Here is a 25,844-nt window from a genome sequence, read left to right on the forward strand (position 1 = left end):
GGCAACGATTAGTCGCCCTGCTGAACGAAGACCGACCCGGTCGACATTACGACCGGGTCGTCAAAGCGCTACCTCAACGTTACTCCGTCCGGGTCCTGAAAAGAGACCTTAACTGAACGGCATTAGCCATATGGCTCTTTTTTTTCGGACCACCTCTCCGCGCCAAGCGCTTCCCAACTAGAGCACATCCGAATATCGAAACAAAACCGGCTACACCCGGTTTAAGATAAGAGATAAAAATTCGATCATAGGCGGCCGCTCAATGGGTGCTCCCCAATGAAAAATCCTCAGCAGAAAATCAAGCTGCCTATTCCGTTATGGCTGATCTGGGCAACCGCTTTGGGATTCGTACTGGCTGGCCTCGGCAGCTTCGGTGTTCTCGACAACAACGAGGGCTTGTATGCCGATATTTCTCGCGAGATGCTGCTCTCTCGCGATTGGCGCCATTGGATAATTCCCTACCTGAACGGCTTGCCATATATGGAGAAGCCGCCTCTGTTGTATTGGTTGACAGCACTGTCCTTTGCCGTTTTTGGCGTATCGGAATGGTCCGCCAGATTGGTTCCCGCACTGTCGTCGTTAGCCTGCGTAGCCATGCTGCTGCAATTCGGCCGGATTGTCGGGCGTCCGCGCGCAGGGCGCCTGGCGGCATTGATGTTTGCCAGCAGCATTGGTGTGGTGGCGATGTCGCGGCTATTGATGTTCGATATGTTGCTGACGGCACTGCTGACGGCGGCACTGATGTGCGCTTACCGCCATCTGCATGACGGCAACAAGAAATGGCTGCGAATGGCCTATGCTTGCCTGGCCCTGGCTTCACTCACCAAAGGATCGGTCGCACTGGTGTTGTTCGGACTGATCGTACTGAGTTTCATGCTTGTCAGCCGCCGCCTGCGCGACTGGCGTACATGGTTCGAGCCGTACGCGACATTGATTTTTTTTGCGATCGCCGCACCCTGGCATGTGATGGCGAGCCTGACCGAACCGTTTTTTGCCTGGTTTTATTTTTATAATGAACACGTCTTGCGATTCCTGGGAAGGCGCGAACCGCGAGACTACTATTCCGGCCCATGGTGGTATTACCTGCCACGCATGCTGGCCTATCTTTTCCCTTGGTCGGCCTTACTGTCAGGCTTATATTTTTCTGCGCGAAAACCGCTCAACACCAGGCAACTCCCATTGCAACGATTCTTGTGGCTGGCGTGGCTGCTGCCGCTGCTGTTCTTTTCCATATCCAGCGCTAAAGCCAATTACTACCTGATCGCCGCCGTGCCATTTGCCGCTTTTCATCTGGCAACCGCGATCGAGAACCGTGGCTTCCTCAGTGGAATCGGCGCTGCCGCCCCGGGCCTGCTGATCGCTGTCATCGCTGCCGGCCTGTGCATTTGGGTGACGACAGGCTTTGAAAATACGCGTCCAAACGTCGTGATCCTGGGGTTAAAAATACCGGCATTCGCTCTTGTGGTTCTCACTGGACTGGCGATCCTGGCGCTAGGATCGGCATACTGCGCCTGGCGCAATACCGGAGTAGGAATCCTGACATATCTGGTTTTATCGGCATGGCTCACGGCAACACTGAAGGTAACCTTGGTGGAAATCGAACCGCTAGTCTCTACTCGCTCCCTGGCGACTTACATACAAAGGACCTTGCCGGATCGGGAGGTATATCTCTATCGGGATTTTGAGGATGTGTCGTCGCTCAGCTTCTATCTCAAAAAATCTCTCGCAGTGGTCGAGTCACGCAGCAACGATCTGTTCTGGGGCAACCGCCTACGCGAGAATAATATCGTCATTTCCGCGGATCAGTTCAATGCACGCTTGCCAGGAAAACCTGTTGCGATTGTAGTGGCTGATCGGCAAATCGAGAGCTTTCGAGAAAGCATTTTCTTTCAACGTTTCAAGACAGTAAAACGGATAGGCGGAATATCCGTATTCGTCAATTAACCCCCGCCTTCAAGCAACAAGCCCCGCCGCAATGGGAGTATAGACTCCTACTGCGGCGGGGCTTAGGTGGAACTGAAACAGTGCTCTGTCCTTCAGTTACTCGCCCAGATAGGCGGCCTTGACTTTAGGATCGTCCAGCATGTCCCTGGCGTTGCCGCTCATTGTCAGCAGGCCGGAATCCATCACATAGGCCCGGTGCGCAGCTTCCAAAGCCAGCTTGGCGTTCTGCTCGACCAGCAAGATCGTGATCCCCTGCGCGGAAACGTTGCGGATAACCTCGAAGATCTTTTCCACCATGATCGGCGACAAGCCCATCGACGGTTCATCCAGCAGCAACAGCTTGGGATGGCTCATTAATGCACGCGCCATCGCGAGCATCTGCTGTTCGCCGCCGGACAAGGTGCCGGCCATTTGCGCGGCGCGCTCTTTCAAGCGCGGAAATACGCCGAACCACTTGTCGATGTCGGCCGCGATACTGGCCTTGTCGTCACGTGTGTAAGCACCCATCAGCAAATTCTCCTGGATGCTCATGCGCGTAAACACGCCGCGCCCTTCCGGCACCATGGCAAGCTTTTGCTTGACCAGGCTAAACGAGGTGGTGCCCTTGGTCGCTTGCCCGAGATAATGCATCTCGCCTTCGACCTTGCATAGCGGCAAAGTACCTGTAATGGCTTTGAGCGTGGTGGTCTTGCCGGCGCCGTTGGCGCCGATCAGGGTTACCAGCTCACCTTCGTTGACTTCCAGGTTAATGCCCTTGACTGCCTGGATGCCGCCGTAAGCGACTTTCAGGTTGGTAACCTGCAGAATATTGTTTGCCATTAGTGCCCACCTCCCAGATAGGCTTCAATCACCGCCGGGTTTCTCTGGATTTCAGCCGGCAATCCCTCAGCGATCGGCTTGCCGTAATCCAGCACAGTGAGGCGGTCGCACAAGCCCATCATCAGCTTGACATCATGTTCGATCAGCAAAATGGTCTTTCCTTCATTCTTGATTTTTACCAGCAGCTCGCGCAGCGCCAGTTTTTCAGTGGCGTTCATGCCGGCGGCGGGCTCATCCAATGCCAGCAATTGCGGTTCGGTTGCCAGCGCTCTGGCAATTTCCAGACGGCGTTGATCGCCGTACGACAAATGACGTGCGGTACGCTCGCCAAAACGGCCGATGCCGACGAAATCCAGCAGTTCCTGGGAACGCTTGCGGATCGCCAGCTCTTCCTTGCGTGCGGCCTTGTGACGGAACACTGCGCCGAACACGCCCTGTTCGGTGCGCACATGGCAACCCACCATGACGTTTTCCAGTACGGTCATCTCGCCAAACAGACGGATGTTCTGGAAAGTGCGTGCAATGCCAGACTTGGCGACTTCGTGCGGCGCCGAAGGCGAATAAGGCTTGCCGGCCAGCTCAAAGGAACCGGTATCGGCTTGGTACAAACCGGTAATCACGTTAAAGAAAGTGGTCTTGCCGGCGCCATTCGGTCCGATCAGGCCATAGATCTGGCCCTGCAGGATCTTGATGTTAACTTCCGCCAATGCCTGCAAACCGCCAAATCGTTTATTGACGCCGGAGATGTTCAAAATAATTGGTGTGCTCATGAGATCTCCTTAAGCCTCTACCACGCCGGTCGCCAGCGTAGGTTTATCGATATCGGCGTCCGGCCGGTCCTCATGCTTAGGCGCAGGCCACAAGCCGGCTGGACGAGTCAGCATGATGCCCACCATCGCCAGGCCGTACAGCAGCTGGCGCAGCACTTCGGCGTCGATCAGGACTTTGCCGAACAGCGCCATCTGTACCGGCTCCACGGTGTGCCGCAGCACTTCCGGCAAAGCTGCCAGCAATATGCCGCCCAGCACCACACCCGGGATATGTCCCATGCCGCCCAGCACCACCATCGCCAGCACCGCAATCGACTCGGTCAGCGAGAACGATTCCGGCGACACGAAGCCCTGGAACGATGCAAACATGGCGCCGGCCACACCGCCGAACGAAGCGCCCATGGAGAACGCCAGCAACTTCATGTTGCGGGTATTGATGCCCATCGCCTTGGCGGCAATTTCATCTTCGCGAATCGCCACCCAGGCACGGCCCAGGCGTGAATTTTGCAAGCGCAGCGAAATGAAAATGATCGCAATGCACAGTATCAGGAACAGGAAATAGTAGGCATTCACGGACGGCATGCCGTAGCTGCCCAGCTGGACAGTGGCATTGGAGCCGCGCTCGCCCGCCAGCGATACCCCGAAAATACGGATTGGATCAATCAGATTGATACCTTGCGGGCCGTTGGTGATATTCACCGGCGCGTTCAGGTTATTCACGAAAATCCGGATGATTTCACCAAAGCCGAGCGTCACGATAGCCAGATAGTCGCCACGCAACTTCAGTGTCGGCGCCCCTAGAATGGCGCCGAACATGCCCGCCAGCGCCGCTCCCAGCGGCACGATCACCCACAGCGACAAGTGAATGCCGTTCTGGACAATCTCGGGCCCGTATACCCTGACCAGGAAATCGCCGACCACCGGATAGGTATTGACGAAGGATTCCAGCACCGAAGCAAACTGTGGCGACGCCAGCAAACCGGTCATGTAGGCGCCGATCGCGTAGAACGCGATGTAGCCGAGATCGAGCAGGCCGGCGAAACCGACCACGATGTTCAACCCCAAAGCCAGCATGATATACAACAGCGCAAAGTCCATGATGCGTACCCAGGAATTACCGAAATTGGCGGCAAAAAAGGGAAATATCACGAGCACGATGCCGAGCGCCGCCAAGCTGGTGTATGCCTTGGTAGGATTCTTTTTAGTATCGAAAAAATGAGCCATAAGACCTCCTCGGATTAAGCGCGATCGGCGACACGTTCGCCCATGATGCCGGACGGCCGCAACGTCAGTACGATGATCAGTACGATGAAGGCAAAAATATCCTGGTAATTACTGCCAAGGAAATTGCCTGTCAGATCACCGATATAACCAGCTCCGAGACTCTCGATCAGACCCAGCAGGATACCGCCCAGCATGGCGCCGTAGATATTGCCGATACCGCCCAGAACCGCAGCGGAGAACGCCTTCAAGCCAGGTACGAAGCCCATCGCGAATTGCGCCGACGAATAGTTGGCGCCCCACATCACCCCGGCCACCGCCGCCAGCGCGGCGCCGATGGCAAAGGTCATCACAATCACGCGATTGGAATCGACCCCCATCAGACCGGCGACTCGCGGATTCTCGGCGGTGGCGCGCATGGCGCGGCCCATCTTGGTTTTTTCGACCAGCATCACCAGGCCGAACATCGATGCGGCAGCCAACACCAGCAGCATGATCTGCGTCGGCGAGATCAGAGCGCCGAAGATATGCACAGGATCGGAAGGCATCACTTGCGGCACCGCCAGCGGGCTGCGGCCCCAGATCATCATGGCAAAGGTCTGCAACAAGATCGAAACGCCGATAGCGGTGATCAGCGGCGCCAGTCGCGGCGCATTGCGCAACGGCCGGTAAGCAACCCGTTCGATGATCAGGCTGACGATGACGCAGACTGGAATGGCGCCGATGATGGCAATCACCAGCTGGACGATCCCGGGCAGACCCGGCGCCACATGCTGCAGCAGCTTGAGGATGGACAGGCCAACCATGGCCCCGATCATCAAGATGTCGCCGTGGGCGAAGTTAATCAGGTTCAGCACCCCGTACACCATCGTATAACCGAGGGCGATCAACGCATACATGCTTCCCAGCACCAAGCCGTTGATAACTTGTTGGATAAAGATATCCATAATTTCCTTGTTCAATGTGTGTTTTGGTTCAAATCGGTCAGAACACTATGGCGACCATAGGCAGCACAGCAAAAATCATTCCCGATACAAAAACGGCACCCTGGATAAAGTCCTAGTGCCGTTGGGAGACGCCCTTCCTCTCATCTGCAACGATGGCTGGAAAGGTAATTTGGCATTGCGTGAATAGCCGGAATAAGAAGAATGAACTGGGTACACATTTTTATTTGTCTCCTATACGTCTTTCTGTAAAAAACGTTTTTTATCTTAAAGTGCCTTGCATCGAGGGCAATGCACCATGACTGTGCAGATTATAGCTAACGTTGAGCAACAATCAACTCTGACAGTATTTGAATATTACCCTGCTGCCCCGCGGTTCGCACAAGGTTTTACAATCAAATCGCAGCGCCGCAATGATAGCGAGGAAAACAAAAAACTATCGATGGAAAAGTAGAGTTTCTTCGAAATATAATTTCGCGCCAGAATGGGGCGGCAAGACCGCCGGGCGCGACTTTCTTGGGGAGTTTTGGCATATGGCAAACAATAACAAAAACAGTATTACCAATAATCGTTATTAAACTCTTATTGGTCAGCTGCTTATGTCGCCGCTTATGCCACCCCCTATGCCACCATTTTTCAAACTAGGCTCGCGCCAGCCCCTTGGGCATAGGGAAAGTGACATTCTCTTCGGCGCCATCCAACGTGCGCACGTTCTTGGCGCCATGGGCCTTCAAGCGGTCTATCACGGCTTGCACCAGAACCTCCGGAGCCGATGCGCCGGCGGTGACGCCGACGCGGCTTTTACCCTGCAGCCAGGCCGGATCTATCTGTTCGGCGTTGTCCACCATATAGGCAATGGTGCCCTTCTTCTCCGCCACTTCACGCAAGCGGTTGGAGTTTGAACTGTTGGGGCTGCCGACCACGATCACCACGTCGACTTGCGGCGCCATGAACTTGACCGCCTGCTGGCGATTGGTGGTGGCGTAGCAGATATCACCTTTCTTCGGCTCGGTTATGCTCGGAAATTTTTGCTTCAGCGCGGCGATCACGTCGGCGGTGTCATCAACCGACAAGGTGGTCTGCGATACATAGGCCAGCATCTCGGAATTACCGACTTGCAGCTTATCGACATCGGCCACGGTCTCGACCAAGTGCATGCCGCTCTCGGTCTGGCCCATGGTGCCCTCCACTTCCGGATGCCCCTCATGCCCGATCATGACGATTTCACGCCCCTCGCGGCGCATCTTGGCGACTTCCATATGCACCTTGGTCACCAGAGGGCAAGTCGCATCGAATACTTTCAAGCCGCGCACTTCCGCTTCTTCCTGCACCGCCTTGGAGACGCCATGCGCAGAAAAAATCACGGTATTGCCGGCCGGGACATCGGCCAGTTCTTCGATGAAAATGGCGCCTTTGTTGCGCAGGTCCGCCACCACATAAGCGTTGTGGACAATCTCGTGACGCACATAAATCGGTGCGCCGAATTGTTCCAGCGCGCGCTCGACAATTTCAATCGCCCGATCGACGCCGGCGCAGAATCCACGCGGCTGCGCCAATAAAATCTCTTTATCCATCTTCATATCCTTCAACTGCAAACTACAAAATGCCGATGATTTTCACTTCGAACTTGAGCGACTGCCCGGCCAGGGGATGATTGAAATCAAATATGGCGCCCTGCTCATCTATCTCGCGCAGCACGCCGGCAAACTGACCGCCGCCCGGCGCCGCGAATTCCACCAGGTCACCGATACGATACTCCTCTCCCAGCTGCGAGTTCTGGCGCAGCGTGGCGCGCGAGACGCGCTGGATCAGCTCCGGGTTGCGCGGTCCGAAAGCCTGTTCCGGCGGCAGATCGAAGGTTTGATGCGTGCCTTCCGGCAAACCCAGCAGACAGGTTTCCAGAAACGGCGCCAGCTGGCCCATGCCGAACTGCAAGGTAGCCGGCGATTCCTTGAAGGTACTGACGATATCTTCACCCTCTTGCGAGGCGAGGCGATAGTGCAAGGTTAGATAAGATGCTTCGGTAACGACAGGGAGAGACGAATTAGGCATGATTAGGCAAAAGCACCATTAACAAAAAAATAACTACTGAGCAGAAGATGATATTGTAAGCCACCTTGGGCCATAGGATGCGGCCTACGACATATACCCACCCTGACGACACCATGGCAATTACTGACTGGCCTATTGATCAGAGGCCGCGCGAACGCCTGATCAAACTCGGTCCGCAAGCGCTTTCCGATGCGGAACTGCTGGCGGTGTTTCTCAGGGTCGGCGCCGCCGGCAAAAGCGCGGTCGACCTGGGACGCGAAATGACCACCCATTTCGGCTCGCTGAATCGCTTGTTTTCTGCTCCGCTCAAAGACTTCTGCACCATCAACGGCCTCGGCCCCGCCAAGTTCGCTCAACTGCAAGCCATACTGGAGCTGGGCCGGCGCTCGCTGGCGGAAGAACTGCAAGCCGGCAGCAGCTTCGACGCCCCTACCGCCGTTAAGCAGTATCTGCAGCTGTTGTTGACCAACAAGCCCTATGAATCGTTTCAGGTGCTCTTCCTCGATGTCAAAAATCGCCTGATCTGCGCCGAGGAACTGTTCCGCGGCACTCTGACGCACGCCAGCGTCTATCCGCGCGAAGTGGTCAAGGCAGCACTGGCGCACAATGCCGCCAGCATCATGCTGGCGCATAACCATCCGTCCGGGACACTGGAACCGAGTGCCGCCGATCGCCAACTGACGCACACCCTGAAGCAGGCGCTGGACCTGATCGGCGTCAGGGTGCTGGATCATTTCATAGTGGCGGGGACGCAGGTGCACTCTTTCGCCGAACACGGCCAGCTATAAATCTTAGGACTTAAGCAAGACTGCCCCAGCGGCGTTACTCCTCCTAGCGGTACAGGTGCACTGTCGTCGTCGTGCCTTGCTGGAACAGTCTTGCGTAAGTCCTAAATCTATTCAATTCAAATTGTTAAATACAAAAAACGGAAAAGACACAATTGTTTTTCGCAAGTCGTTGAAAAATCTCGTTTTTTTATATATACTCTTCTTTTTTCCAGTTTCGGAAATCTTTTAGGAGTAAAAACATGGCACGTGTCTGCCAAGTCACCGGGAAGGGGCCGATGGTCGGCAACAACGTTTCCCATGCAAACAACAAGACGAAACGTCGCTTTTTGCCTAACTTGCAAAATCGCCGCATTTTCGTTGAGTCTGAAAATCGCTGGGTCTCCCTGCGCTTGTCCAACGCCGGCTTGCGCGTGATCGACAAAATCGGCATCGATGCCGTGTTGACCGATTTGCGCGCTCGTGGCGAAAAAGTCTAACTAGCAGAATAAAGGAAGAATCATGGCGAAATCAGGCCGCGACAAAATCAAACTGGAATCGACCGCAGGTACCGGTCATTTCTACACAACCACAAAAAACAAGCGTACGACGCCGGAAAAAATGTCGATCATGAAGTTCGACCCGAAGGTCCGTAAGCACGTTGAATACAAAGAGACCAAGATCAAGTAATTGATCTGCACTCTGCAAAAAACCTCGCAAGACATCTGTCCTGCGAGGTTTTTTTACGTCTTGCACATATTCTGCAGCAGACATTAAAGACTTGATGCAGCGACACCCGCAATTACATCAGGCGAAAAAAAACGGCCGATTTGCATTGACCGTTTTTTTGACAGAGGCCGGCGCTTTAATACATCAACGCCCTGCCCCGTACTGCGACTCAGGAATAACTGCGCAAGCGCAACGAGAAATCCTGCAGGGACTTGATGCCCGAAGCTTCGGCACGCGCACACCAATCCTGCAACTGATGCAGCAACTGATCGCGCGTGAAGTGCGAACGCTCCCAGATTGCACCCAGCTCAACCCGCATCTCATGCATGGTTTGCAGCGCTTTGCTATGCAAGAACAGTTCCGTCAATTGCTGCTTTTGCGGCGCTTCCAGCTTGGCCGGCTCACGTTGCAGCAATTTCTTCGACGACTTCAGGAAACCAGCTCCCAGCTTGGCTTTGTCGGTCAAATGGCTGCGCTCTTCATGCCAGGCGTTCTTCAACGATTTGGCGTACTTCGCCATGACATCGTAGCGATTGGCGATCACCGATTGCAGCGTATCCAGGTCCGGCACCAGCTTGGCGTGGTTGAATTTCGGCGCCGGCGCAACTTTCTTGACCTTGGCCAGACCGCAGATCTCCAGAATCCGGATATACATCCAGCCGATGTCGAACTCATACCACTTCGACGACAGCTTGGCCGAAGTACCGAATGTGTGGTGGTTATTGTGCAGCTCTTCACCGCCGATGATGATGCCGAACGGGATGATGTTGGTGGCAGCATCGTTGCAATCGTAGTTGCGATAGCCCCAGTAGTGGCCGATGCCGTTGATGATGCCGGCGGCAGTAATTGGAATCCAGACCATCTGCACGGCCCACACGCTGACGCCGATGACGCCGAACAGCATGACGTCGATAAACAGCATTGCCACGATGCCCCAGGCGCTGTGCTTGGTATACAGGTTTCTCTCGATCCAGTCGTCCGGTGTGCCATGGCCGAATTTTTCCATGGTTTCCAGGTTCTTGGATTCTGCGCGATACAACTCCGCGCCTTCCCAGAATACTTTCTTGATGCCGCGCGTCACAGGGCTATGCGGATCTTCCTCGGTATCGCATTTTGCATGATGCTTGCGATGGATCGACGCCCACTCCTTGGTCACCATGCCGGTCGTCAGCCACAGCCAGAAACGGAAGAAATGACTTGGAATCGCGTGCAGATCCAGGGCACGATGAGCTTGGCAGCGATGCAGGAAGATAGTCACTGCAGCGATCGTGATGTGCGTCACGACCAGCGTGAACACAACGACCTGCCAAGCGCTCGCGCCTGTTACGCCATTCGATAAGAAATCGAGAATTGCATTGAACACTATGTGTACTCCATGTGTAGATGATGCCACTGCTTGTTTTGCAGTGATTTTGCGGTCAAATACGGGTGAAATGTGAGTAAGATACCAGCAAGTTAACGGGTAGTTACCAAACAGTTAGCCGAAATTCGAGTGCAATTGTACCCTTATTATGGGCCGTTTTTAGATTTCGGCGATTCTTGCCGGCCATCTAATGGCAAATCTTGTTGCGTATCGGTGCGGAAATTGCTTTTATGCAAATCTGTGCTGCCCACCGCATTGCCCATCTCATCTTGCACTACCTTGATATCTCGTTTCACTTGAGCAACCTTGATTTGTCGAGCTTGCAATACACGCCAGATCGCACGGTTTACATCAGACAACACATTCAGGCGACCGTTCTCCGGATCCGTGATCCAGAATCCGACCTCTAGTTCTAGCCCGTCCGGCCCTATCTTCAGCAGCAGGGCTTGCGGCAGGATTTCATGCGAAACACGATCAACCTCGATCACAGCTTGCTCCAACAGCAACAATATGCTTTCGACATCGTTCTGATGCTCGACCGTCACATGGGTCGCCAGCCGCAAAACCCGGTTGGTCAGCGAATAGTTCTGCACCGAATTGATCATGAAGATTTCATTCGGCACCACCGTATCGATCCCGTCCAATCCTTGCAGCACGGTGTAGCGGCTATTGATCTGGACCACCTTGCCATAAAAGGTGCTGACCCCGACCATATCGCCGATCGCCAGGCTGCGTTCCAGCAAAATCACGAAGCCTGATACATAACTGCTGGCGATCTTCTGCAAACCAAGACCCAGGGCCACACCCAGCGCCCCGCCAAATACCGACAGCACGGTCAGATCGATGCCGACTAAAGACAAGCTGAGCAATACCGCGACCAGGATCAGGAAGGCACGCGCCATGCGCGCCACCACGGTACGGATCGAGGAATGCATGGTATTCACGCGCATCAGGCGTTCTTCCAGCGTAGCGCCGGCCCACAATGCGATCACCAGCGTCACCAGCACCGAGACCAGCGCTTGCATGATCGCCAGCAGCGATACCTTGTAGCGGCCGATCGGCAGTATCGTGCTATCCAGATAATCGAACAGATCCGGCCACCAGCCCGTGATATACAGCAACAAGCCGATCCAGACCAGCGCGCCAAAGCTCTTTTCAAACAACAACAGGAAAGTGCCGACGCCGCTGTTGCGCGCGAAAATCCGGCGCAACACGTAAAACACGAAACGCATCAGCGCCAGCGACGCCACCAAAGGAATCATCAGCCGCATGACATTCACCGGCTGATGCCATTTCTGCAGAGCCAGCTTGGCCAGCACCAGCAGCAGCAAGGTCAGGATGGGCGTCAAAACCTTGACGAAACTGCCGAGCCCGATCTGCATCGCCGGCGGCTGCACCGTGTTGAGCGAGAAACTGCGGCGCAGCAGGCGAGCCAACAGCCAGCCCAGACCTATGCATGACAGCAGCAAGCCGATCTGCGCCAGCAAACCCGGCGCTTGCAGGCTGCTTAGCAAATCGTTGAATAAATCAGTGAAGATATCTGGCATTATTTTGCGTACGTAGCGTCCCGACGGTGAGGTTCCCGGCTCAGTATTTAGCGCGCTGCTTATCCCGAGTTATTGTGTGCTATCAGCACGTTCCCGGCACCCTTCGTTGCACACTCTGGATGAAATTGAAGTTGGCTGTGATTACCGTGGCGTCCCGCGCCGGCGGAGCAATCGCCATTACGTTGTCGTGAACCGGCCCCTCTTTAAGGCTACCGATTATAAAACACAACACTCCAGTAGAACCGCAGTTGCCATTCAGCCATCAACGGAATCTTTATAAAAGAGAGGCGCAAACACCTGGCAGATATATTTAGCTTTTCCTAGCGGTTTTAAGGAGCAAGGTCTGCCAATCGCCCAGCAGCAGTCTTAAAGCTTTATTTAACTGTTTTCAGGTAAGCGATCAGATCGCACGGCAAGCCCAGCCCAGAACGCAAAAAAAGCCCGCATTTCTGCGGGCTTCAAAGAGATTTTCAAGCAGAAAAATCGCGCTACATTTTAGAAGCGTTTAAAAAACGAATAGCTTCAAGCATGCTTGCCAAATTCAATTATTTACGCACAAACACCGCGGCAAAAAAGCCATCGGTCTGATGTTGGTGCGGCAGCAGCTTCAAGTAGTCGCCCATCTCCAATGCGATCTTTTGTTCGGCCAATACGTCTTTCATCGGCAGCAGCGAGAAATCTTCATGGCTGGCCAGGAACTGCGCGGCAATCGCTTCGTTCTCTTCATCCAGCAAGCTGCAGGTGCCATACACCAGGCGGCCGCCGGATTTCACCAGACGCGCGGCGCTGGACAGAATCGCGATTTGCTTGAGGTTCATTTCGGCGATCGCTTCCGGTGTCTGCCGCCATTTGACGTCCGGATTGCGGCGCAAGGTGCCGAGGCCGCTGCATGGCGCATCGACCAGCACCCGATCGATCTTGCCGGCCAGGCGCTTGACCTTGCCGTCGTTCTCGTGCGCGATCAATACCGGATGAATGTTGGACAGGCCGCTGCGCGCCATGCGCGGCTTGAGTTTTGCCAGGCGTTTGTCGGAGACGTCGAACGCGTACAAGCGACCGGTATTGCGCATGGTGGCGCCCAGGGCCAGCGTCTTGCCGCCGGCGCCGGCGCAGAAATCGACCACCATTTCGCCGCGCTTGGCGCCGACGATTTGCGCCAGCAACTGGCTGCCTTCGTCTTGCACTTCGATGGCGCCGCTCTTGAACAGGGGCAGGTTTTGCAAAGTCGGTTTCTTGATGACGCGCAAACCAAGCGGCGCATACGGCGTCGGCTCGCACAAGATCGGTGCTTCAGCCAAAGCGGCGACGACTTCTTCGCGATTGGCCTTGAGCGAATTGACGCGCAGATCCAGCGGCGCCGGCTGATTCATCGCATGCGCCAGTTGCAAGGTGGCGGCTTCACCGTCACGCGCTACCAATTTATCGAACAGCCATTGCGGCAGGTTGGAACGCATCAGCGCCGGCATCAGGTTACGGTCGATTTCGGCGACGCGGGTCAGCCATTCGGTTTCTTCTTCCGACAGACCGCCCAGGGACTCGATGCTGACCGCATCGGCCAGACCTAGCAGGGTCATGCGGCGCATGGTGGGGCCATTGCCGGATTCGGCGAAGCTGGTGTAGATGGCTTTGTTACGCAACAAGCCATACACCGCTTCGGCTATCACGCCGCGCTCACGCGAACCGAGCTTTGGATGCTCGCGGAAGTAGCGCGACAAGGTACCGTCGGCGGGGCCGGTAAAACGTAAAATTTCGCGCAAAACTTCTTCGGTGTGACCGATGATCGCGGGAGGCAATCTCATAGTGGATCTTTCATAAAAATCTGTTGATCGTGCTCTTTGGCTAGCCACGGCTAACGCTAGCATTAGCGTCAGGCTTCACTCACTGCACTGTTACGTTATGCACTCGTCCATCTTCGATGCGCAATCGACCTTCGACAAACCAGCGCACCGCACGCGGATACAGCTGATGCTCTTCGATCAGCACGCGCTGCTGCAGCGACTGTTCGGTATCGTCTTCCAGCACCGGCACCACTGCCTGCGCCACGATGGGGCCGTGATCCAGCATCGCGGTAACGAAATGCACGGTCGCGCCATGCACCTTGACGCCGGCTTCCAGCGCTTGCCTGTGGGTCGCCATTCCGGGGAAACTCGGCAGCAGCGAGGGATGGATATTCAACATGCGGCCGGCGTAATGCTCTACCAGCGGCGCTGTCAAAATACGCATGAAACCCGCCAACACCACCAGATCAGGGGCAAAGCCATCGATCGCGACGCGTAAGGCGGCGTCGAACTGTGGACGGTCAGGATAGTCTTTGCTCGCTACCACTGCCGTTGGAATACCTTGGGCGGCAGCAAATTTCAAACCCTCGGCATCGGCCCGGTTGCTGATAATCGCGGCGATTCTGGCGGGCCATTGTTCGGTTTGAGCGGCGCGGACGATGGCTTCCATGTTGCTGCCACGTCCGGAAATCAGGATAACAATGCTTCTCATGGCGCGCATTGTACCTGTTGCACTGCCGTTTTTGAGCAAAAACAGCGCTGAATCTGGCTATTTATCGCGTGTGTCGCTATTGGAATGAATAAAAGACGCGAAAGGCAACTTTCTTGTCAGCCCAGAAATCGGCGCTGTCACGGAATACGTCGAGCAAGGTTTCCCTTGCTTCCTTGTCAAACTTGGGTGTATTCGGCAGTTGTTCGATCACGACAATGAAGCCTGGCTGCGGGCCGGACTTGTGCGCCATATCGGTCAGGCAATCGGCCAGGGCGTCAAAATTCTTGCCGAAATGCTTGGGGAAATGAAAGGCGTTGGCAATATTCGCCAGAACTTGCTGTTTGGTCGTTGCTTCGGCGCAGTAGGCGTAGAGGAAATGCTGCCCGAGACGGTTAGCCTCCGCCTGCAGATCGGTCACACGGAAGGCGCGGATGGACTGCACTACATTTGGCGGTACGGTTTTAAACAAACTCATTTTTCCCTCAGCTAGAGCAATGATGATGGATTGCTGTTGTTGTATCTCATTCACTCGCCTCAGTCACTCCTGGATGCGTCTGAAAGTTTGATAATGATTGTCGGTGTAATAATACTCACCAGAAGTCTGCGGGTTGCCGCCGGCAATGATCCGGCGCGCGCCACGATTGCGGGCGCGTGGAGTTTTCACCGTGAATTCGTGATAATAGCCACGTCGCTGCTTGGGCAGCATCCCTTCATAATTTCCAAATATCACGCCATCCTTGGCGTAAGGGAAAGGCCCGCCTTGCTTAATCAATATCAACGTCGCTTGCGCTTCTTGCGGTAACTGATTTACCGAAACCACATCCTGCGGCAGGGAATCTCGTGCAAAAACTTGAAAAGACAGCAACAAGCCGAGCAGCAGCAAGACCCCATTACGCAGTATGGCAGTGGCGAAATCGGAACTTAGACCAAGGAAATGCTGCCGGGTTGCGTGGCTTTTCATAAATTTAATATTTTATGGATCTGGTACCGTAGGGTAACGTGTTGATGAAAACGAATCAACCCGTATCCTCGCCCCGGCCTTAGGTGTTGCAATATTTGACAATATCCAGCTTGCGGCCTGTCGCCTGCCGCAGGAGCCAGGCTAAGATTCCGCCGGACCAAAAAAATCGGCCACCTCGTCACGCCGCGCCATTGTGTCTTTCTGGCCCATGCGAATCAATTCACGCGTATAGCCAGACTCGAACAACAGATATGAGGCCAGGCCGCCGCCGCGCACTTCGGTCGCGCCCAATCCGCCGAGCAAGGTGCGGATCGGCAGGGGCAAGCTGCCGAAATGCTTGATAGCAATATCGTCGATTTGCTCCGATGGCGAAATAATCAGCATTTCCACCGGTTTCAGCGATATCTGCCGACGCTGTTCTTCTGTCAGCAAGGAAACCGTGTGGTTGATGCGCTCCAGGCGTTCGATGTCCACCGCCAGTCCATCCAGGAAGATGCTGGACAGAGCGTGGTTGGCGATTTGCGCCAGGCTGGGATAACTGGCAAATAGGGGGACATCGCTCGGCGACTCCTTGCGGCGACCGGCGCCTACCACCAGCACTTTGCTGGCGCCCAGGTGAATCGCCGGAGAAATCGGCGCCAGCTGCCGCATCGAGCCGTCGCCGAAATATTCACGGCGGCCGTCGCAATAAATCGGAATCGCCGGAAAGATGAAGGGAATCGCCGATGACGCCAGCAAATGGCCGACGCCGATCTGATCTCTCACCGCGCGCCGCTGGCTGCGGGTCCAGCTCTGGATTTCGGTGGCGCTCTGATAAAAAGTAATGTGCTGCCCGCCGCTATAGGAAGAAGCGGTGATCGCCAGCGCATCCAGGCTGCCGTTGGCCAGCGCCGCATCCAGCCGCTCCAGGTCCAGCAACCGATGCAGCAAGGTGATCAGCGGCGTATTGTCGAGCAGAGAAGTGGGTGGTTGCGCATGCCATTTGCGCAGCAGCCAGCCAAACGACAGCAAGGATAACCAGCGCGCCCCCGAGCGCAACACCCCCAGCGAATCGGCGCGATACACCTGCTCTACCGTGAAATGCTCCCAGACATCCATCAGCTTTTGCACGCCGAGGCTGAAATTCTCGACCCGGCAAGCCAGCGCCGTGGCGTTGATGGCGCCGGCGGACGTGCCGCAAATGATATTGAAGGGATTGCGCTCGGGCGCCCAGCCCTGCTCTCTCAGGATGGCCGCCACCGCGTCCATCACGCCAACCTGGTAAGCCGCGCGCGCGCCGCCGCCGGTTAAGATGAGACCCGTTTTTTGTTTTGTCTCCATGGATATGAAGAGTAACAGGGAGAGGAAATTTATGGGGGCCGGCTTTAAACTTTGGTGAAGAGGGAAAGCAGCCAGGCGCCTGCGTCTTGCACCCGCTTGCCTTCCCTGCTTCTATTTACGCAAGCGATGGTTAACGAACTAACGGACATTGACTTCGACCCGCCGCGCCTGCGCGTTGTCGCCGCTGCCGGTCGTCACCTGCGGTTTCTCCAGCACGATGGCGTCTTCGGCGACGCCGGCGATCAGCAGAATCGCTTTCACGCTCTTGGCGCGTTCCTTGGAAATCTCCGCATTTTTAGCCGCATCGCCGGTGGTATCGTGAAAGCCGCTGATCACCACTTTGGCGCCGGCTTTGGCTTTCGCTGCATCCACGATGGCCGCCAGTTTTTCGGCAGTGTCCGCCGGGGCATCCGCCTTGCCTGAGTCAAAATAGATCACGGCCGTGGGCGAGGAAGCAGCTGCGGCAACTGAAGCAGCTCTGCCGCAGTACCGGCGCTGTCCGCGTTAGCACTGCTGGCGGCGGCCTGTACCGGCGGCGCGGTGACCGGCACAGGCACCAGCACGATCTCCTGTCCCGTTGTCGCCTGCTGCACGCCGGCAGCCGGCAGCAAGGGCACCAGCAACAGCGCCACGATATTGATGATCTTGATCAGCGGATTGACCGCCGGGCCGGCGGTATCTTTATAGGGATCGCCGACGGTGTCGCCAGTCACTGCGGCCTTGTGCGCTTCCGAACCCTTGCCGCCGTGGTTGCCGTCTTCGATATATTTCTTGGCATTGTCCCAGGCGCCGCCGCCGGTGGTCATTGAAATGGCCACGAACAAACCGGTGACGATAGTCCCCATCAACAAGCCGCCCAAAGCTGCCGGGCCGAGCACCAGGCCGACCACGATCGGCACCATCACCGGCAACAGCGACGGGATGATCATTTCCTTGATGGCAGATGCCGTCAGCATGTCGACCGCCTTGTCGTACTCCGGTTTGCCGCTGCCATCCATGATGCCTTTGATGTCGCGGAACTGGCGTCGCACTTCGACCACCACCGCGCCTGCTGCGCGGCCGACCGCTTCCATCGCCATGGCGCCGAACAGATAGGGAATCAGGCCGCCGATGAACAGGCCGACGATCACCAGCGGATTCGACAATTCGAAGGCCGTGTTTTTGCCAACCGAATCCAGAGCGTGGGTGTAATCGGCAAACAAAACCAAGGCCGCCAGACCGGCCGAGCCGATGGCGTAGCCCTTGGTGACCGCCTTGGTAGTATTGCCGACCGCATCCAGCGGATCGGTAATCGCTCGCACCGAATCCGGCAAACCGGCCATCTCGGCAATACCGCCGGCATTATCGGTAATCGGGCCGTAGGCGTCCAGCGCGACGATGATGCCGGCCATCGACAGCATGGCGGTAGCGGCAATTGCAATGCCGTACAAACCGCCCAGCCAGTAGGAAGCCAGGATCGCCACGCAGACTGCCAGCACCGGATAGGCCGTGGATTTCATGGAGACGCCGAGGCCGGCAATGATATTGGTGCCGTGGCCGGTGGTGGAGGCTTGCGCGATATGGCGCACCGGCTTGAAATCGGTGCCGGTGTAATACTCGGTGATGTACACCATCAAGCCGGTGAGGACGATACCGATCAAGGCCGAGCCCATCATCCGCATCCGCATCGGCTCCGGCAGGATCAGCCAGGTGACCGCGACAAACCCGATCAGACTCAGGATCGCCGCCCACCACAAACCGGTATACAGCGCCGACATGATTTTCTTGCCGGGCTTGGCCCTGACCATGGAACAGCCGACGATGGAGGCCAGGATCGATACCCCGCCCAGAGCCAGCGGGTACAACACCGCTTGCAATTCAGCGCCATGGATCAGCAAGGAACCAAGCAACATGGTGGCGATCAAGGTCACCACATAGGTTTCGAACAGATCGGCGGCCATGCCGGCGCAATCGCCGACATTGTCGCCGACGTTATCGGCGATCACGGCAGGGTTGCGCGGATCGTCCTCTGGAATGCCGGCTTCCACCTTGCCCACCAGATCGGCGCCGACATCGGCCCCCTTGGTAAAGATGCCGCCGCCGAGACGGGCGAAAATGGAAATCAGGGAAGCGCCGAAAGCCAGTCCGATCAAGGGCCGGATGATGTCGTGCAGCGACACTCCGGAAGAACCGGCCGGAACAGAATACGCCAGCAGATACAAGAAGAAAAGCGTCACGCCCAGCAGCCCCAGGCCGACCACCAGCATGCCGGTGATCGCACCGCCACGGAAAGCGACGTTAAGCGCCGGCCCCATGCCCTTGGTTGCCGCCTGCGCCGTGCGTACATTGGCGCGTACCGAGACATTCATGCCGATGAAGCCGCAAGCGCCCGACAGCAGCGCACCGATCATGAAGCCGATCGCCGTCACCAGGCCCAGTCCCGGCAATAGCGCCAGAATAACGAACAACACCACGCCGACGATGGCAATCGTGCGGTACTGGCGCGCCAGGTAGGCAGCTGCGCCCTGCTGGACCGCCGCAGCAATTTCCTGCATGCGTGGATTGCCGGGGTCCTGCTTCAATATCCAGCTGCGCGAGACTAGCCCATAGATGACGGCAACGATGCCGCAAGCGACGGCAAACCATAGACTTAATGCCATGTTGACTCCTCCTGTTTTGGTACGGCTTCACGACAAAGTAAGACAACTACACCATTTCACCGGCATCCATGGACGGATTGCCGGCCAATACTGCGTAATGCATTTCTTTTCGCTGCCCTTTTATTCTCGGAGATGTGCTTGGGCTGGCTTGCTGCGGTGTTGCGTTGCTGTTCGGGACCTTGATTTATTCTAAGTGATTTTGTTGACCAAAAGAAAAAGCGGACCGAAGTCCGCTTTTATTTATGCTCCCAATGCCGCAAACGCGCTATCGCGTATCTGCTCAACCGGACCGACGCCGGCGATCTTGCGGTACTTGGGTGCGCCTGGCAACCCGGCCTTGGCCCAGTCGCCATAATAATTGACCAGCACTTCAGTCTGCTCGTGATACACCGACAGCCGCTTCTTGACGGTCTCTTCCTTGTCATCGTCGCGCTGGATCAGGTCTTCGCCGGTGATGTCGTCCTTGCCTTCCACTTTTGGCGGATTGAATTTAACGTGATAAGTACGGCCCGACGATAAATGCACGCGACGGCCGCTCATGCGTTCGATGATGGCGGTGTCAGGCACGTCGATTTCAAGTACATAATCAATCTTGACGCCGGCTTCCTTCATGGCGTCCGCTTGTGGAATGGTGCGTGGGAAACCGTCGAACAGGTAGCCGTTGGCGCAATCCGCCTGCTTCAGCCGGTCCTTGACCAGGCCGATGATGATGTCGTCCGAGACCAGGCCGCCTGCATCCATCACCTTCTTCGCCGCAATGCCGAGCGGCGTGCCGGCCTTGACTGCTGCGCGCAACATGTCGCCGGTGGAAATCTGCGGGATGTTGAATTTCTCTTTAATGAAAGTCGCTTGCGTGCCTTTACCGGCACCAGGCGCTCCTAAAAGGATGAGGCGCATGTTAAGTCCTAAGGTGAGTTTGAGAATTGATTGTGGCGACGGCGCGCTCAATGGGTTGCAGCGACGTCTCCTGAGATGCTTTTATTTATATCACGCTATCTTTGCATGAAACTTACCATACAATTTTAACAAACAGCCAGTCCGCGGCACTATTTCTGTTGGTTCAACGATAATTTTCATGCACTTGCGCGACATTTTTGCGCTGCCTTCGAACTTTATCCTGCGCTGAAAAAACTTCGCACACGCTCCAGATCTTCCGGCGTATCGACTCCCGCTGCGGGAGCCGCCGCGGCAATATGCACCGCAATCGGATAGCCGTGCCACAGCACCCGCAACTGCTCCAGCGCCTCGATCTGTTCCAGCGGCGCTACCGCCAGGGTCGGATAGGTTTGCAAAAAGCCATTGCTGTATGCGTACAAGCCGATATGCCGCAACGGCTGATAGGCGGCCGGCAATTCCTGTTGCGACGTCGCGAAACCATCCCGATGCCAGGGAATCGTCGCCCGTGAAAAATACAGGGCGCGGCCAGCCTGGTTCAAGACCACCTTGACCACATTCGGATTGAACGCATCGGCTGCCGAATCTATCGCATGCGCGGCAGTCGCCATCGGCACTTCGCCGGTGATCTGCGCGGCGGTGGCTGCGATCAGCGCCGGATCGATCATCGGTTCGTCGCCTTGCACATTGACCACCACTGCATCAACAGCCAAGCCCAGGGCAGCCGCCACTTCCGCGATACGGTCGGTGCCGGACGGATGGTCAGCCCGGGTCAGGCGCGCAGCGATGCCATGCTGGGCGCAGACTGCCAGGATTTCGGCATGGTCGGTAGCGACGATCACCTGCGTCGCACCGGATTGCGCGGCGCGCTCGGCAGTGCGCACAATCATCGGCTTGCCGCCGATATCGGCCAGCGGTTTGTTAGGCAGGCGGGTAGACGCCAGCCGCGCTGGAATAATGACGATGAAGGGTCTGGTCGAACTCACAATATGCGCCGCCTATGCCTCTGGAGTGGCGGCTGGCGCAGCCGGGCTGTTCAGCTCGCGTGCCTGATCGGCCCACATGATGGGGATGCCGTCACGGATCGGATAAGCCAGCTTGTCGGCATTGCAAATCAGTTCCTGGGCTTTTTTATCGTAATGCAGCGGGCTTTTGCAGATCGGGCAAACCAGGATGTCAAGCAGTCGAGTGTCCACGGAGTTTCTCCAGAATTTGGTGTATTTGATGAGCTAACGCAGCATCGATCTGCGCCGTCACCGGAACGACCCAGATGCGCGGATCGTTCTTGATGGAAGCTATTTGCCGACATTTTACTGCATCCTTTTCGGTAATCAGGATGAAGTCGGCCTGCAGCGCGGCAAACGGCCGGTCGGAAAAGTCATGATGATCGGGCAAGGCCAGCGCTTCGAACGCCAGTCCGGCTGCAGTCAGCATCGAGAAAAACCGTTGCGGATTGCCGATGCCGGCGGCGGCGGCGATGCGCATGGCCGGGTCCTGCAAGCTGGCCAGCGCCCTCACCTGGCTCGGGTCGCTGAGTTGGAACGCCTGCTCGCCCAGCAGTTGCATGCGGATCGCCGAGGCCGGCATGGAAGGCGGAATCGACGCCGCGTTCACCACTGTAAAGTCGCGTCGACGGCTTGCCGGTTCACGCAGCGGTCCGGCCGGCAGCAGCCAGCCGTTGCCGACACCGCGTGCATCGAACAGTGCGATTTCGATGTCGCGTTGCAAACGATAGTGTTGCAAACCATCGTCGGACAAAATCAGATTCACCTCGGGATGCGCTTGCAGCAGCGCCTCGGCGGCAGCCACCCGGTTGCGGCCTACCACTACCGGGCATTGGGCGCGGCCGGCAATCAGCACAGGCTCGTCGCCCACTTCTGCCGCCAGCGATGCTTCGCTCACATGCCTGACAAGGGATTGTCCGCCGCCGGATTGCGCGGCATAACCGCGCGAGATCACGCCCGGCGTATAACCGGCTTGGCGCAGCGCTTGCACCAGCCAGATCGTCAGCGGCGTCTTGCCGGTGCCGCCGACAAAAATGTTGCCGACCACGATCACCGGCACCGGCAGGCGGATACCGGCCTGCCAGCCGGCTGCGTACAAACCGCGGCGCAGCGCCGCCAGCAAGCCCAACAACAGCGACAACGGCCATAACAGGCACGCCAGCAAGCCGCGCCGCTGCCAGGCCGCGCTCAGGACCGATTCAGCGGAACGCCGGGCCGCCCCATCGCTCGCTGATTTATTTGTGGCCACTAGTCTGGGCAGCAAACGTGATCTTGTCGAAACCGGCCAGACGCGCCGCTTCCAGTACATTGATCACAGTCTGGTGGGTGGCCATGGCGTCGGCGTTGATGATCACCACCGGATCGCCTTTGGACTGGCCTGACTGGCTGCCTGCCTGGGCTGCGCTCTTCAGATCGAGCGCCAGCGACGCGGCGTCCTTGGACGACACCTGGACGTTGTTGACGGCGTACTGGCCTTGCGGATTGACGGCGACGTTGATCTCTTGCGGCTGCTGCATGGCCTTGTCGGCGTCGGCGGTCGGCAAGGTGATTTGCAGCGCGGTGAATTTGCTGTAGCTGGTGGTGACCATCAGGAAAATCACGATCACCAGCAAGACGTCGATAAACGGGATCAGGTTGATTTCGGGGTCGTCGCGCCCCTTGCCTTTGCGGAAGTCCATCTTATTTACGCGCACCGTGAACGGTATCGACAAACTTCACTGCTTGCTGTTCCATATCGACGATGAAACCGTCGACCAACGCGCGGAAATGACGATAGAAAATCAATGCCGGCATGGCAATCGCCAGACCGAAACCGGTGTTGTACAAGGCAACCGAAATGCCGTGGCCGAGCTGGGTCGGATCGGCGCCGGCGCCGGTGGTCGCGCCAAAAATTTCGATCATGCCAACCACGGTGCCAAACAAGCCCATCAATGGCGCCAGCGATGCAATGGTGCCGAGCGTAGTCAGGAAACGTTCCAGTTCATGTGCTGTGGCCTGGCCGGCTTCCTCGATCGACTCTTTCATCAGGTCACGCGGCGCATCGACATTGCGCAGGCCGGCGGCCAGCACCCGGCCCAGCGGCGAGTTGGTTTCCAGGTTGGTGAGGACTTCGGTGTTGATCTTGCCGTTGTGATAAACCCGTATCACTTCCTGCAATAGCTGCGGCGGCAAAATGCGCGGCCGGCGTAGATAAACCAGACGTTCGATAATCAATGCGGTGGCAATGATGGAGGCAATAAGCAACAGCCAGATCGGCCAGCCCGCAGCTTGAATAATGGAAAACAAAAGAAACTCCTTGGTGAGATCGAATTCAGTATCGGCAAATGCAGATGAGGGGTTCATCAGCATGGATGCAGAATGTAACTTGTTGAAGGCTTGCGAGCAAGCATGAGCAGCGTTGCGGAGTGGAAATTTTTACACTTGGTTTCGCAGCAATCGAGCGAGGCGCCAAGTTCCACACATATTATGTGAACAAGATTGTGGACAACTACCTAACTCCATAGTGAAGCCTTTGATTTCAAAGGATTTTTTTGTACTGCATCAAAAACGTGCAGAGTTTGCCGGCGGCACGCAGCCAAAGTTCTCCACAGATTTTGGGGATAACTTTGTGAACAAGCACACTGGATTCACAAGAAGTCCTTGATTGGAAACGGATTTTCACACCTGTCAGAAACAGGTGCAGATGCGTCTCAAATAGCGATTTATGGATGCCGAGCACGAATTTTTCCGTCTTTCATAGTCGTTTTGCCATGACTGCGCCGACCGCTATCCACAAACCCGCGCAGTTCCACAGTTACCCACAGAATATGTGGATAAGCTTGTGCGCAAGCACACTGCAATCGGGGCAAGCCCTTGATTTGTTTCGCTTTTCCATTGATGTTCAGCAACCGTGCTTTACAATGTCAGCGCTCCACAGAATCACCTACTAATAAAGAACCTCTGAAAGCCCGTATGAACTTCTCCAGCGACACCGACAACCGTTCCAGCGGACCGCCGGTACTGACGGTTTCTGCCCTGAATCAAGCCGTTGCGCGCTTGCTGGAACGCAGCTTTCCGCTGGCCTGGGTCGCGGGTGAGATATCGAATTTCAAAAGTTACGCTTCCGGCCATTGGTACTTCACGCTGAAAGACGATGCGGCGCAAGTGCGTGGCGTGATGTTCAAGGGCCGCGCCCAGCATGCCGGCTTCACGCCGCGCGACGGCGACAAGGTTGAAGTGCGGGCGCTGGTGACGCTGTACGCCGCGCGCGGCGACTACCAGCTCAACGTCGAAGCGATCCGGCGCGCCGGCGTCGGCAATCTGTATGAAGCGTTTTTACGCTTGAAAGAAAAACTGAATGCGGAAGGCTTGTTCGATCCGGCGCGCAAACGGCCGCTGCCGCAATTTGCGCGCTGTATCGGCATCGTCACCAGCCTGCAGGCGGCGGCGCTGCGCGATATCCTGAGCGCCTTGGCGCGCCGTGCACCGCACGTACGTGTCATCCTTTACCCGACGCCGGTACAGGGTGACGGCGCCGCGGAAAAAATCGCCCGCGCCATCAATACCGCTGCCGCACGCGCCGAATGCGATCTGCTGCTGGTTTGCCGTGGCGGCGGCAGTATCGAAGATTTATGGTCGTTCAATGACGAAGCGGTAGCGCGCGCCATCGTCGCTGCGCCGATGCCGGTGATTTCCGGCGTCGGCCATGAAACCGATTTCACGATTGCCGATTTCGCCGCCGACTTGCGCGCCGCGACCCCGACCGCCGCCGCCGAACTGGCAACCGTGCCACGCGCCGACTGGCTGGCAACGCTGGAAACGCATGCCGATGACCTGACCCGCGCCCTGCGCCGGCAGCTCGGCGAAACCAGCCAAACCCTGGATTGGCTGAGCCGTCGCTTGAGCAGCCCGGCCGCCACCATCGCACATGAGCGGGTTAAGCTGCAAAGTCTGCAAGCCAGGCTGCTGCACGCCACCCGCATCCCGCTGACGCAATCGCGCCATGCTCTGCTGAATTTACGTACCCGCCTGGCCGCACACATACCCAGCACGACTGCGCCGCGCATCGCGCTGCTGGAACAAAGCCGGCGCCTCAATGGCGCAATGGCCGCGCAAAATCGGCAGCGCCGGCAAACCGTGGCGGCGCTGAACGCGCAACTGGAACTGCTCAATCCGCAGCGCACGCTGGAACGCGGCTATGCCATCATCTCGGACGCCAAGGGCCATGTGATCCGCAGCCCGCAAGCGCTGCAGCCGCGTCATGTGATCACGGTGCAATTGGCGGAAGGCAGCGCCAAGGTCGGCATAGACAGTGTGCAGGCTACGCTTGATTAAGACTATTTAGTAATTAGGGCCTGTTGACATATGATTTGGGAGATGCGTTCCAACCAAAACGTGTGGTGG

26 protein-coding genes are annotated in these 25,844 nt (G+C 56.7%); 5 read left to right on the forward strand and 21 right to left on the reverse strand.

Going from position 1 to position 25,844, the window contains the following annotated elements:
• Window positions 1-276 precede the first annotated feature (276 nt).
• Window positions 277-1,944 carry an ArnT family glycosyltransferase gene (locus KHU33_RS19655; protein ID WP_211466022.1) on the forward strand — a complete coding sequence of 556 codons (1,668 nt, stop codon included), beginning with the start codon at window positions 277-279 and terminating at the stop codon, window positions 1,942-1,944.
• Window positions 1,945-2,040: 96 nt separating this feature from the next.
• Here KHU33_RS19655 and KHU33_RS19660 read toward each other — a convergent pair whose 3' ends face one another.
• The 6 genes from KHU33_RS19660 to KHU33_RS19685 form a co-directional block, all read right to left on the reverse strand.
• On the reverse strand, window positions 2,041-2,763 hold the full coding sequence (locus KHU33_RS19660) for an ABC transporter ATP-binding protein (protein ID WP_211466024.1): 723 nt from the start codon (window positions 2,761-2,763) through the stop codon (window positions 2,041-2,043).
• The gene (locus KHU33_RS19665; RefSeq protein WP_211466026.1) at window positions 2,763-3,533 is read right to left on the reverse strand and encodes an ABC transporter ATP-binding protein; all 771 of its coding nucleotides are present in this window, start codon (window positions 3,531-3,533) and stop codon (window positions 2,763-2,765) included. Before KHU33_RS19665 ends, KHU33_RS19660 begins: the two co-directional genes overlap by 1 nt.
• 9 nt (window positions 3,534-3,542) lie before the next feature.
• Complete coding sequence (locus tag KHU33_RS19670) at window positions 3,543-4,757, reverse strand: ABC transporter permease subunit (protein WP_211466028.1); 1,215 nt, start codon at window positions 4,755-4,757, stop codon at window positions 3,543-3,545.
• Window positions 4,758-4,771: 14 nt separating this feature from the next.
• Window positions 4,772-5,701 (reverse strand): branched-chain amino acid ABC transporter permease, encoded by a 930-nt coding sequence (locus KHU33_RS19675; RefSeq protein WP_211466030.1) that lies wholly within the window; start codon window positions 5,699-5,701, stop codon window positions 4,772-4,774.
• A 638-nt stretch (window positions 5,702-6,339) separates the two neighbouring features.
• Window positions 6,340-7,272 (reverse strand): 4-hydroxy-3-methylbut-2-enyl diphosphate reductase, encoded by a 933-nt coding sequence (gene ispH / locus KHU33_RS19680; protein ID WP_211466032.1) that lies wholly within the window; start codon window positions 7,270-7,272, stop codon window positions 6,340-6,342.
• 22 nt (window positions 7,273-7,294) lie between these two features.
• Window positions 7,295-7,750 (reverse strand): FKBP-type peptidyl-prolyl cis-trans isomerase, encoded by a 456-nt coding sequence (locus KHU33_RS19685; protein WP_211466034.1) that lies wholly within the window; start codon window positions 7,748-7,750, stop codon window positions 7,295-7,297.
• Between the two features lie 113 nt (window positions 7,751-7,863).
• On the opposite strand from KHU33_RS19685, the gene radC reads away from it, so the two are divergent.
• The 3 genes from radC (at window position 7,864) to rpmG (ending at window position 9,204) form a co-directional block, all read left to right on the forward strand.
• On the forward strand, window positions 7,864-8,538 hold the full coding sequence (gene radC / locus KHU33_RS19690) for a RadC family protein (protein WP_211466036.1): 675 nt from the start codon (window positions 7,864-7,866) through the stop codon (window positions 8,536-8,538).
• A gap of 239 nt (window positions 8,539-8,777) precedes the next feature.
• Window positions 8,778-9,014, forward strand: a complete 237-nt coding sequence (rpmB, locus tag KHU33_RS19695; protein WP_014005219.1) for a 50S ribosomal protein L28 — start codon at window positions 8,778-8,780, stop codon at window positions 9,012-9,014.
• A gap of 22 nt (window positions 9,015-9,036) precedes the next feature.
• Window positions 9,037-9,204 carry a 50S ribosomal protein L33 gene (rpmG, locus tag KHU33_RS19700; protein WP_009667251.1) on the forward strand — a complete coding sequence of 56 codons (168 nt, stop codon included), beginning with the start codon at window positions 9,037-9,039 and terminating at the stop codon, window positions 9,202-9,204.
• A gap of 208 nt (window positions 9,205-9,412) precedes the next feature.
• Here rpmG and KHU33_RS19705 read toward each other — a convergent pair whose 3' ends face one another.
• From KHU33_RS19705 to KHU33_RS19770, 15 genes are all read right to left on the reverse strand, one after another.
• Window positions 9,413-10,606 (reverse strand): DesA family fatty acid desaturase, encoded by a 1,194-nt coding sequence (locus tag KHU33_RS19705; RefSeq protein WP_407928303.1) that lies wholly within the window; start codon window positions 10,604-10,606, stop codon window positions 9,413-9,415.
• Between the two features lie 146 nt (window positions 10,607-10,752).
• Window positions 10,753-12,153 (reverse strand): mechanosensitive ion channel family protein, encoded by a 1,401-nt coding sequence (locus KHU33_RS19710; RefSeq protein ID WP_211466038.1) that lies wholly within the window; start codon window positions 12,151-12,153, stop codon window positions 10,753-10,755.
• Between the two features lie 545 nt (window positions 12,154-12,698).
• Window positions 12,699-13,952, reverse strand: a complete 1,254-nt coding sequence (locus tag KHU33_RS19715) for an RsmB/NOP family class I SAM-dependent RNA methyltransferase (RefSeq protein WP_211466040.1) — start codon at window positions 13,950-13,952, stop codon at window positions 12,699-12,701.
• A gap of 79 nt (window positions 13,953-14,031) precedes the next feature.
• Window positions 14,032-14,652, reverse strand: coding sequence for a phosphoribosylglycinamide formyltransferase (gene purN, locus KHU33_RS19720; RefSeq protein WP_211466042.1), 621 nt, complete (start codon window positions 14,650-14,652; stop codon window positions 14,032-14,034).
• Window positions 14,653-14,719: 67 nt separating this feature from the next.
• Window positions 14,720-15,118, reverse strand: coding sequence for a barstar family protein (locus tag KHU33_RS19725; RefSeq protein ID WP_211466044.1), 399 nt, complete (start codon window positions 15,116-15,118; stop codon window positions 14,720-14,722).
• Between the two features lie 63 nt (window positions 15,119-15,181).
• Window positions 15,182-15,604: a ribonuclease gene (locus KHU33_RS19730; RefSeq protein WP_211466046.1), complete on the reverse strand. Its 423-nt coding sequence runs from the start codon at window positions 15,602-15,604 to the stop codon at window positions 15,182-15,184.
• 141 nt (window positions 15,605-15,745) lie between these two features.
• A complete protein-coding gene (locus KHU33_RS19735) occupies window positions 15,746-16,924 on the reverse strand; it encodes a patatin-like phospholipase family protein (protein ID WP_211466048.1) in 1,179 nt (392 codons plus the stop codon).
• Between the two features lie 138 nt (window positions 16,925-17,062).
• Entirely contained in the window at window positions 17,063-17,362 is a 300-nt protein-coding gene (locus tag KHU33_RS26530) for an OmpA family protein (protein ID WP_329956090.1), read from the reverse strand.
• On the reverse strand, window positions 17,359-19,563 hold the full coding sequence (locus KHU33_RS19740; protein ID WP_230414416.1) for a sodium-translocating pyrophosphatase: 2,205 nt from the start codon (window positions 19,561-19,563) through the stop codon (window positions 17,359-17,361). The genes KHU33_RS26530 and KHU33_RS19740 overlap by 4 nt, the downstream gene beginning before the upstream one ends.
• 240 nt (window positions 19,564-19,803) lie before the next feature.
• Window positions 19,804-20,460 carry an adenylate kinase gene (adk, locus tag KHU33_RS19745; protein WP_211466050.1) on the reverse strand — a complete coding sequence of 219 codons (657 nt, stop codon included), beginning with the start codon at window positions 20,458-20,460 and terminating at the stop codon, window positions 19,804-19,806.
• A 215-nt stretch (window positions 20,461-20,675) separates the two neighbouring features.
• Window positions 20,676-21,443 carry a 3-deoxy-manno-octulosonate cytidylyltransferase gene (gene kdsB / locus KHU33_RS19750; protein WP_211466052.1) on the reverse strand — a complete coding sequence of 256 codons (768 nt, stop codon included), beginning with the start codon at window positions 21,441-21,443 and terminating at the stop codon, window positions 20,676-20,678.
• A gap of 12 nt (window positions 21,444-21,455) precedes the next feature.
• Window positions 21,456-21,653, reverse strand: a complete 198-nt coding sequence (locus KHU33_RS19755; RefSeq protein WP_211466054.1) for a Trm112 family protein — start codon at window positions 21,651-21,653, stop codon at window positions 21,456-21,458.
• The gene (gene lpxK, locus KHU33_RS19760) at window positions 21,634-22,725 is read right to left on the reverse strand and encodes a tetraacyldisaccharide 4'-kinase (protein WP_230414417.1); all 1,092 of its coding nucleotides are present in this window, start codon (window positions 22,723-22,725) and stop codon (window positions 21,634-21,636) included. Before lpxK ends, KHU33_RS19755 begins: the two co-directional genes overlap by 20 nt.
• Window positions 22,697-23,140, reverse strand: coding sequence for an ExbD/TolR family protein (locus KHU33_RS19765; protein WP_211466058.1), 444 nt, complete (start codon window positions 23,138-23,140; stop codon window positions 22,697-22,699). The genes lpxK and KHU33_RS19765 overlap by 29 nt, the downstream gene beginning before the upstream one ends.
• Window position 23,141: 1 nt before the next feature.
• A complete protein-coding gene (locus tag KHU33_RS19770; RefSeq protein ID WP_211466064.1) occupies window positions 23,142-23,747 on the reverse strand; it encodes a MotA/TolQ/ExbB proton channel family protein in 606 nt (201 codons plus the stop codon).
• A 666-nt stretch (window positions 23,748-24,413) separates the two neighbouring features.
• On the opposite strand from KHU33_RS19770, the gene xseA reads away from it, so the two are divergent.
• On the forward strand, window positions 24,414-25,775 hold the full coding sequence (xseA, locus tag KHU33_RS19775) for an exodeoxyribonuclease VII large subunit (protein WP_211466060.1): 1,362 nt from the start codon (window positions 24,414-24,416) through the stop codon (window positions 25,773-25,775).
• Window positions 25,776-25,844: the final 69 nt, after the last annotated feature.

This window comes from Collimonas silvisoli (assembly GCF_018305005.1).
Lineage (GTDB): Bacteria > Pseudomonadota > Gammaproteobacteria > Burkholderiales > Burkholderiaceae_D > Collimonas > Collimonas silvisoli.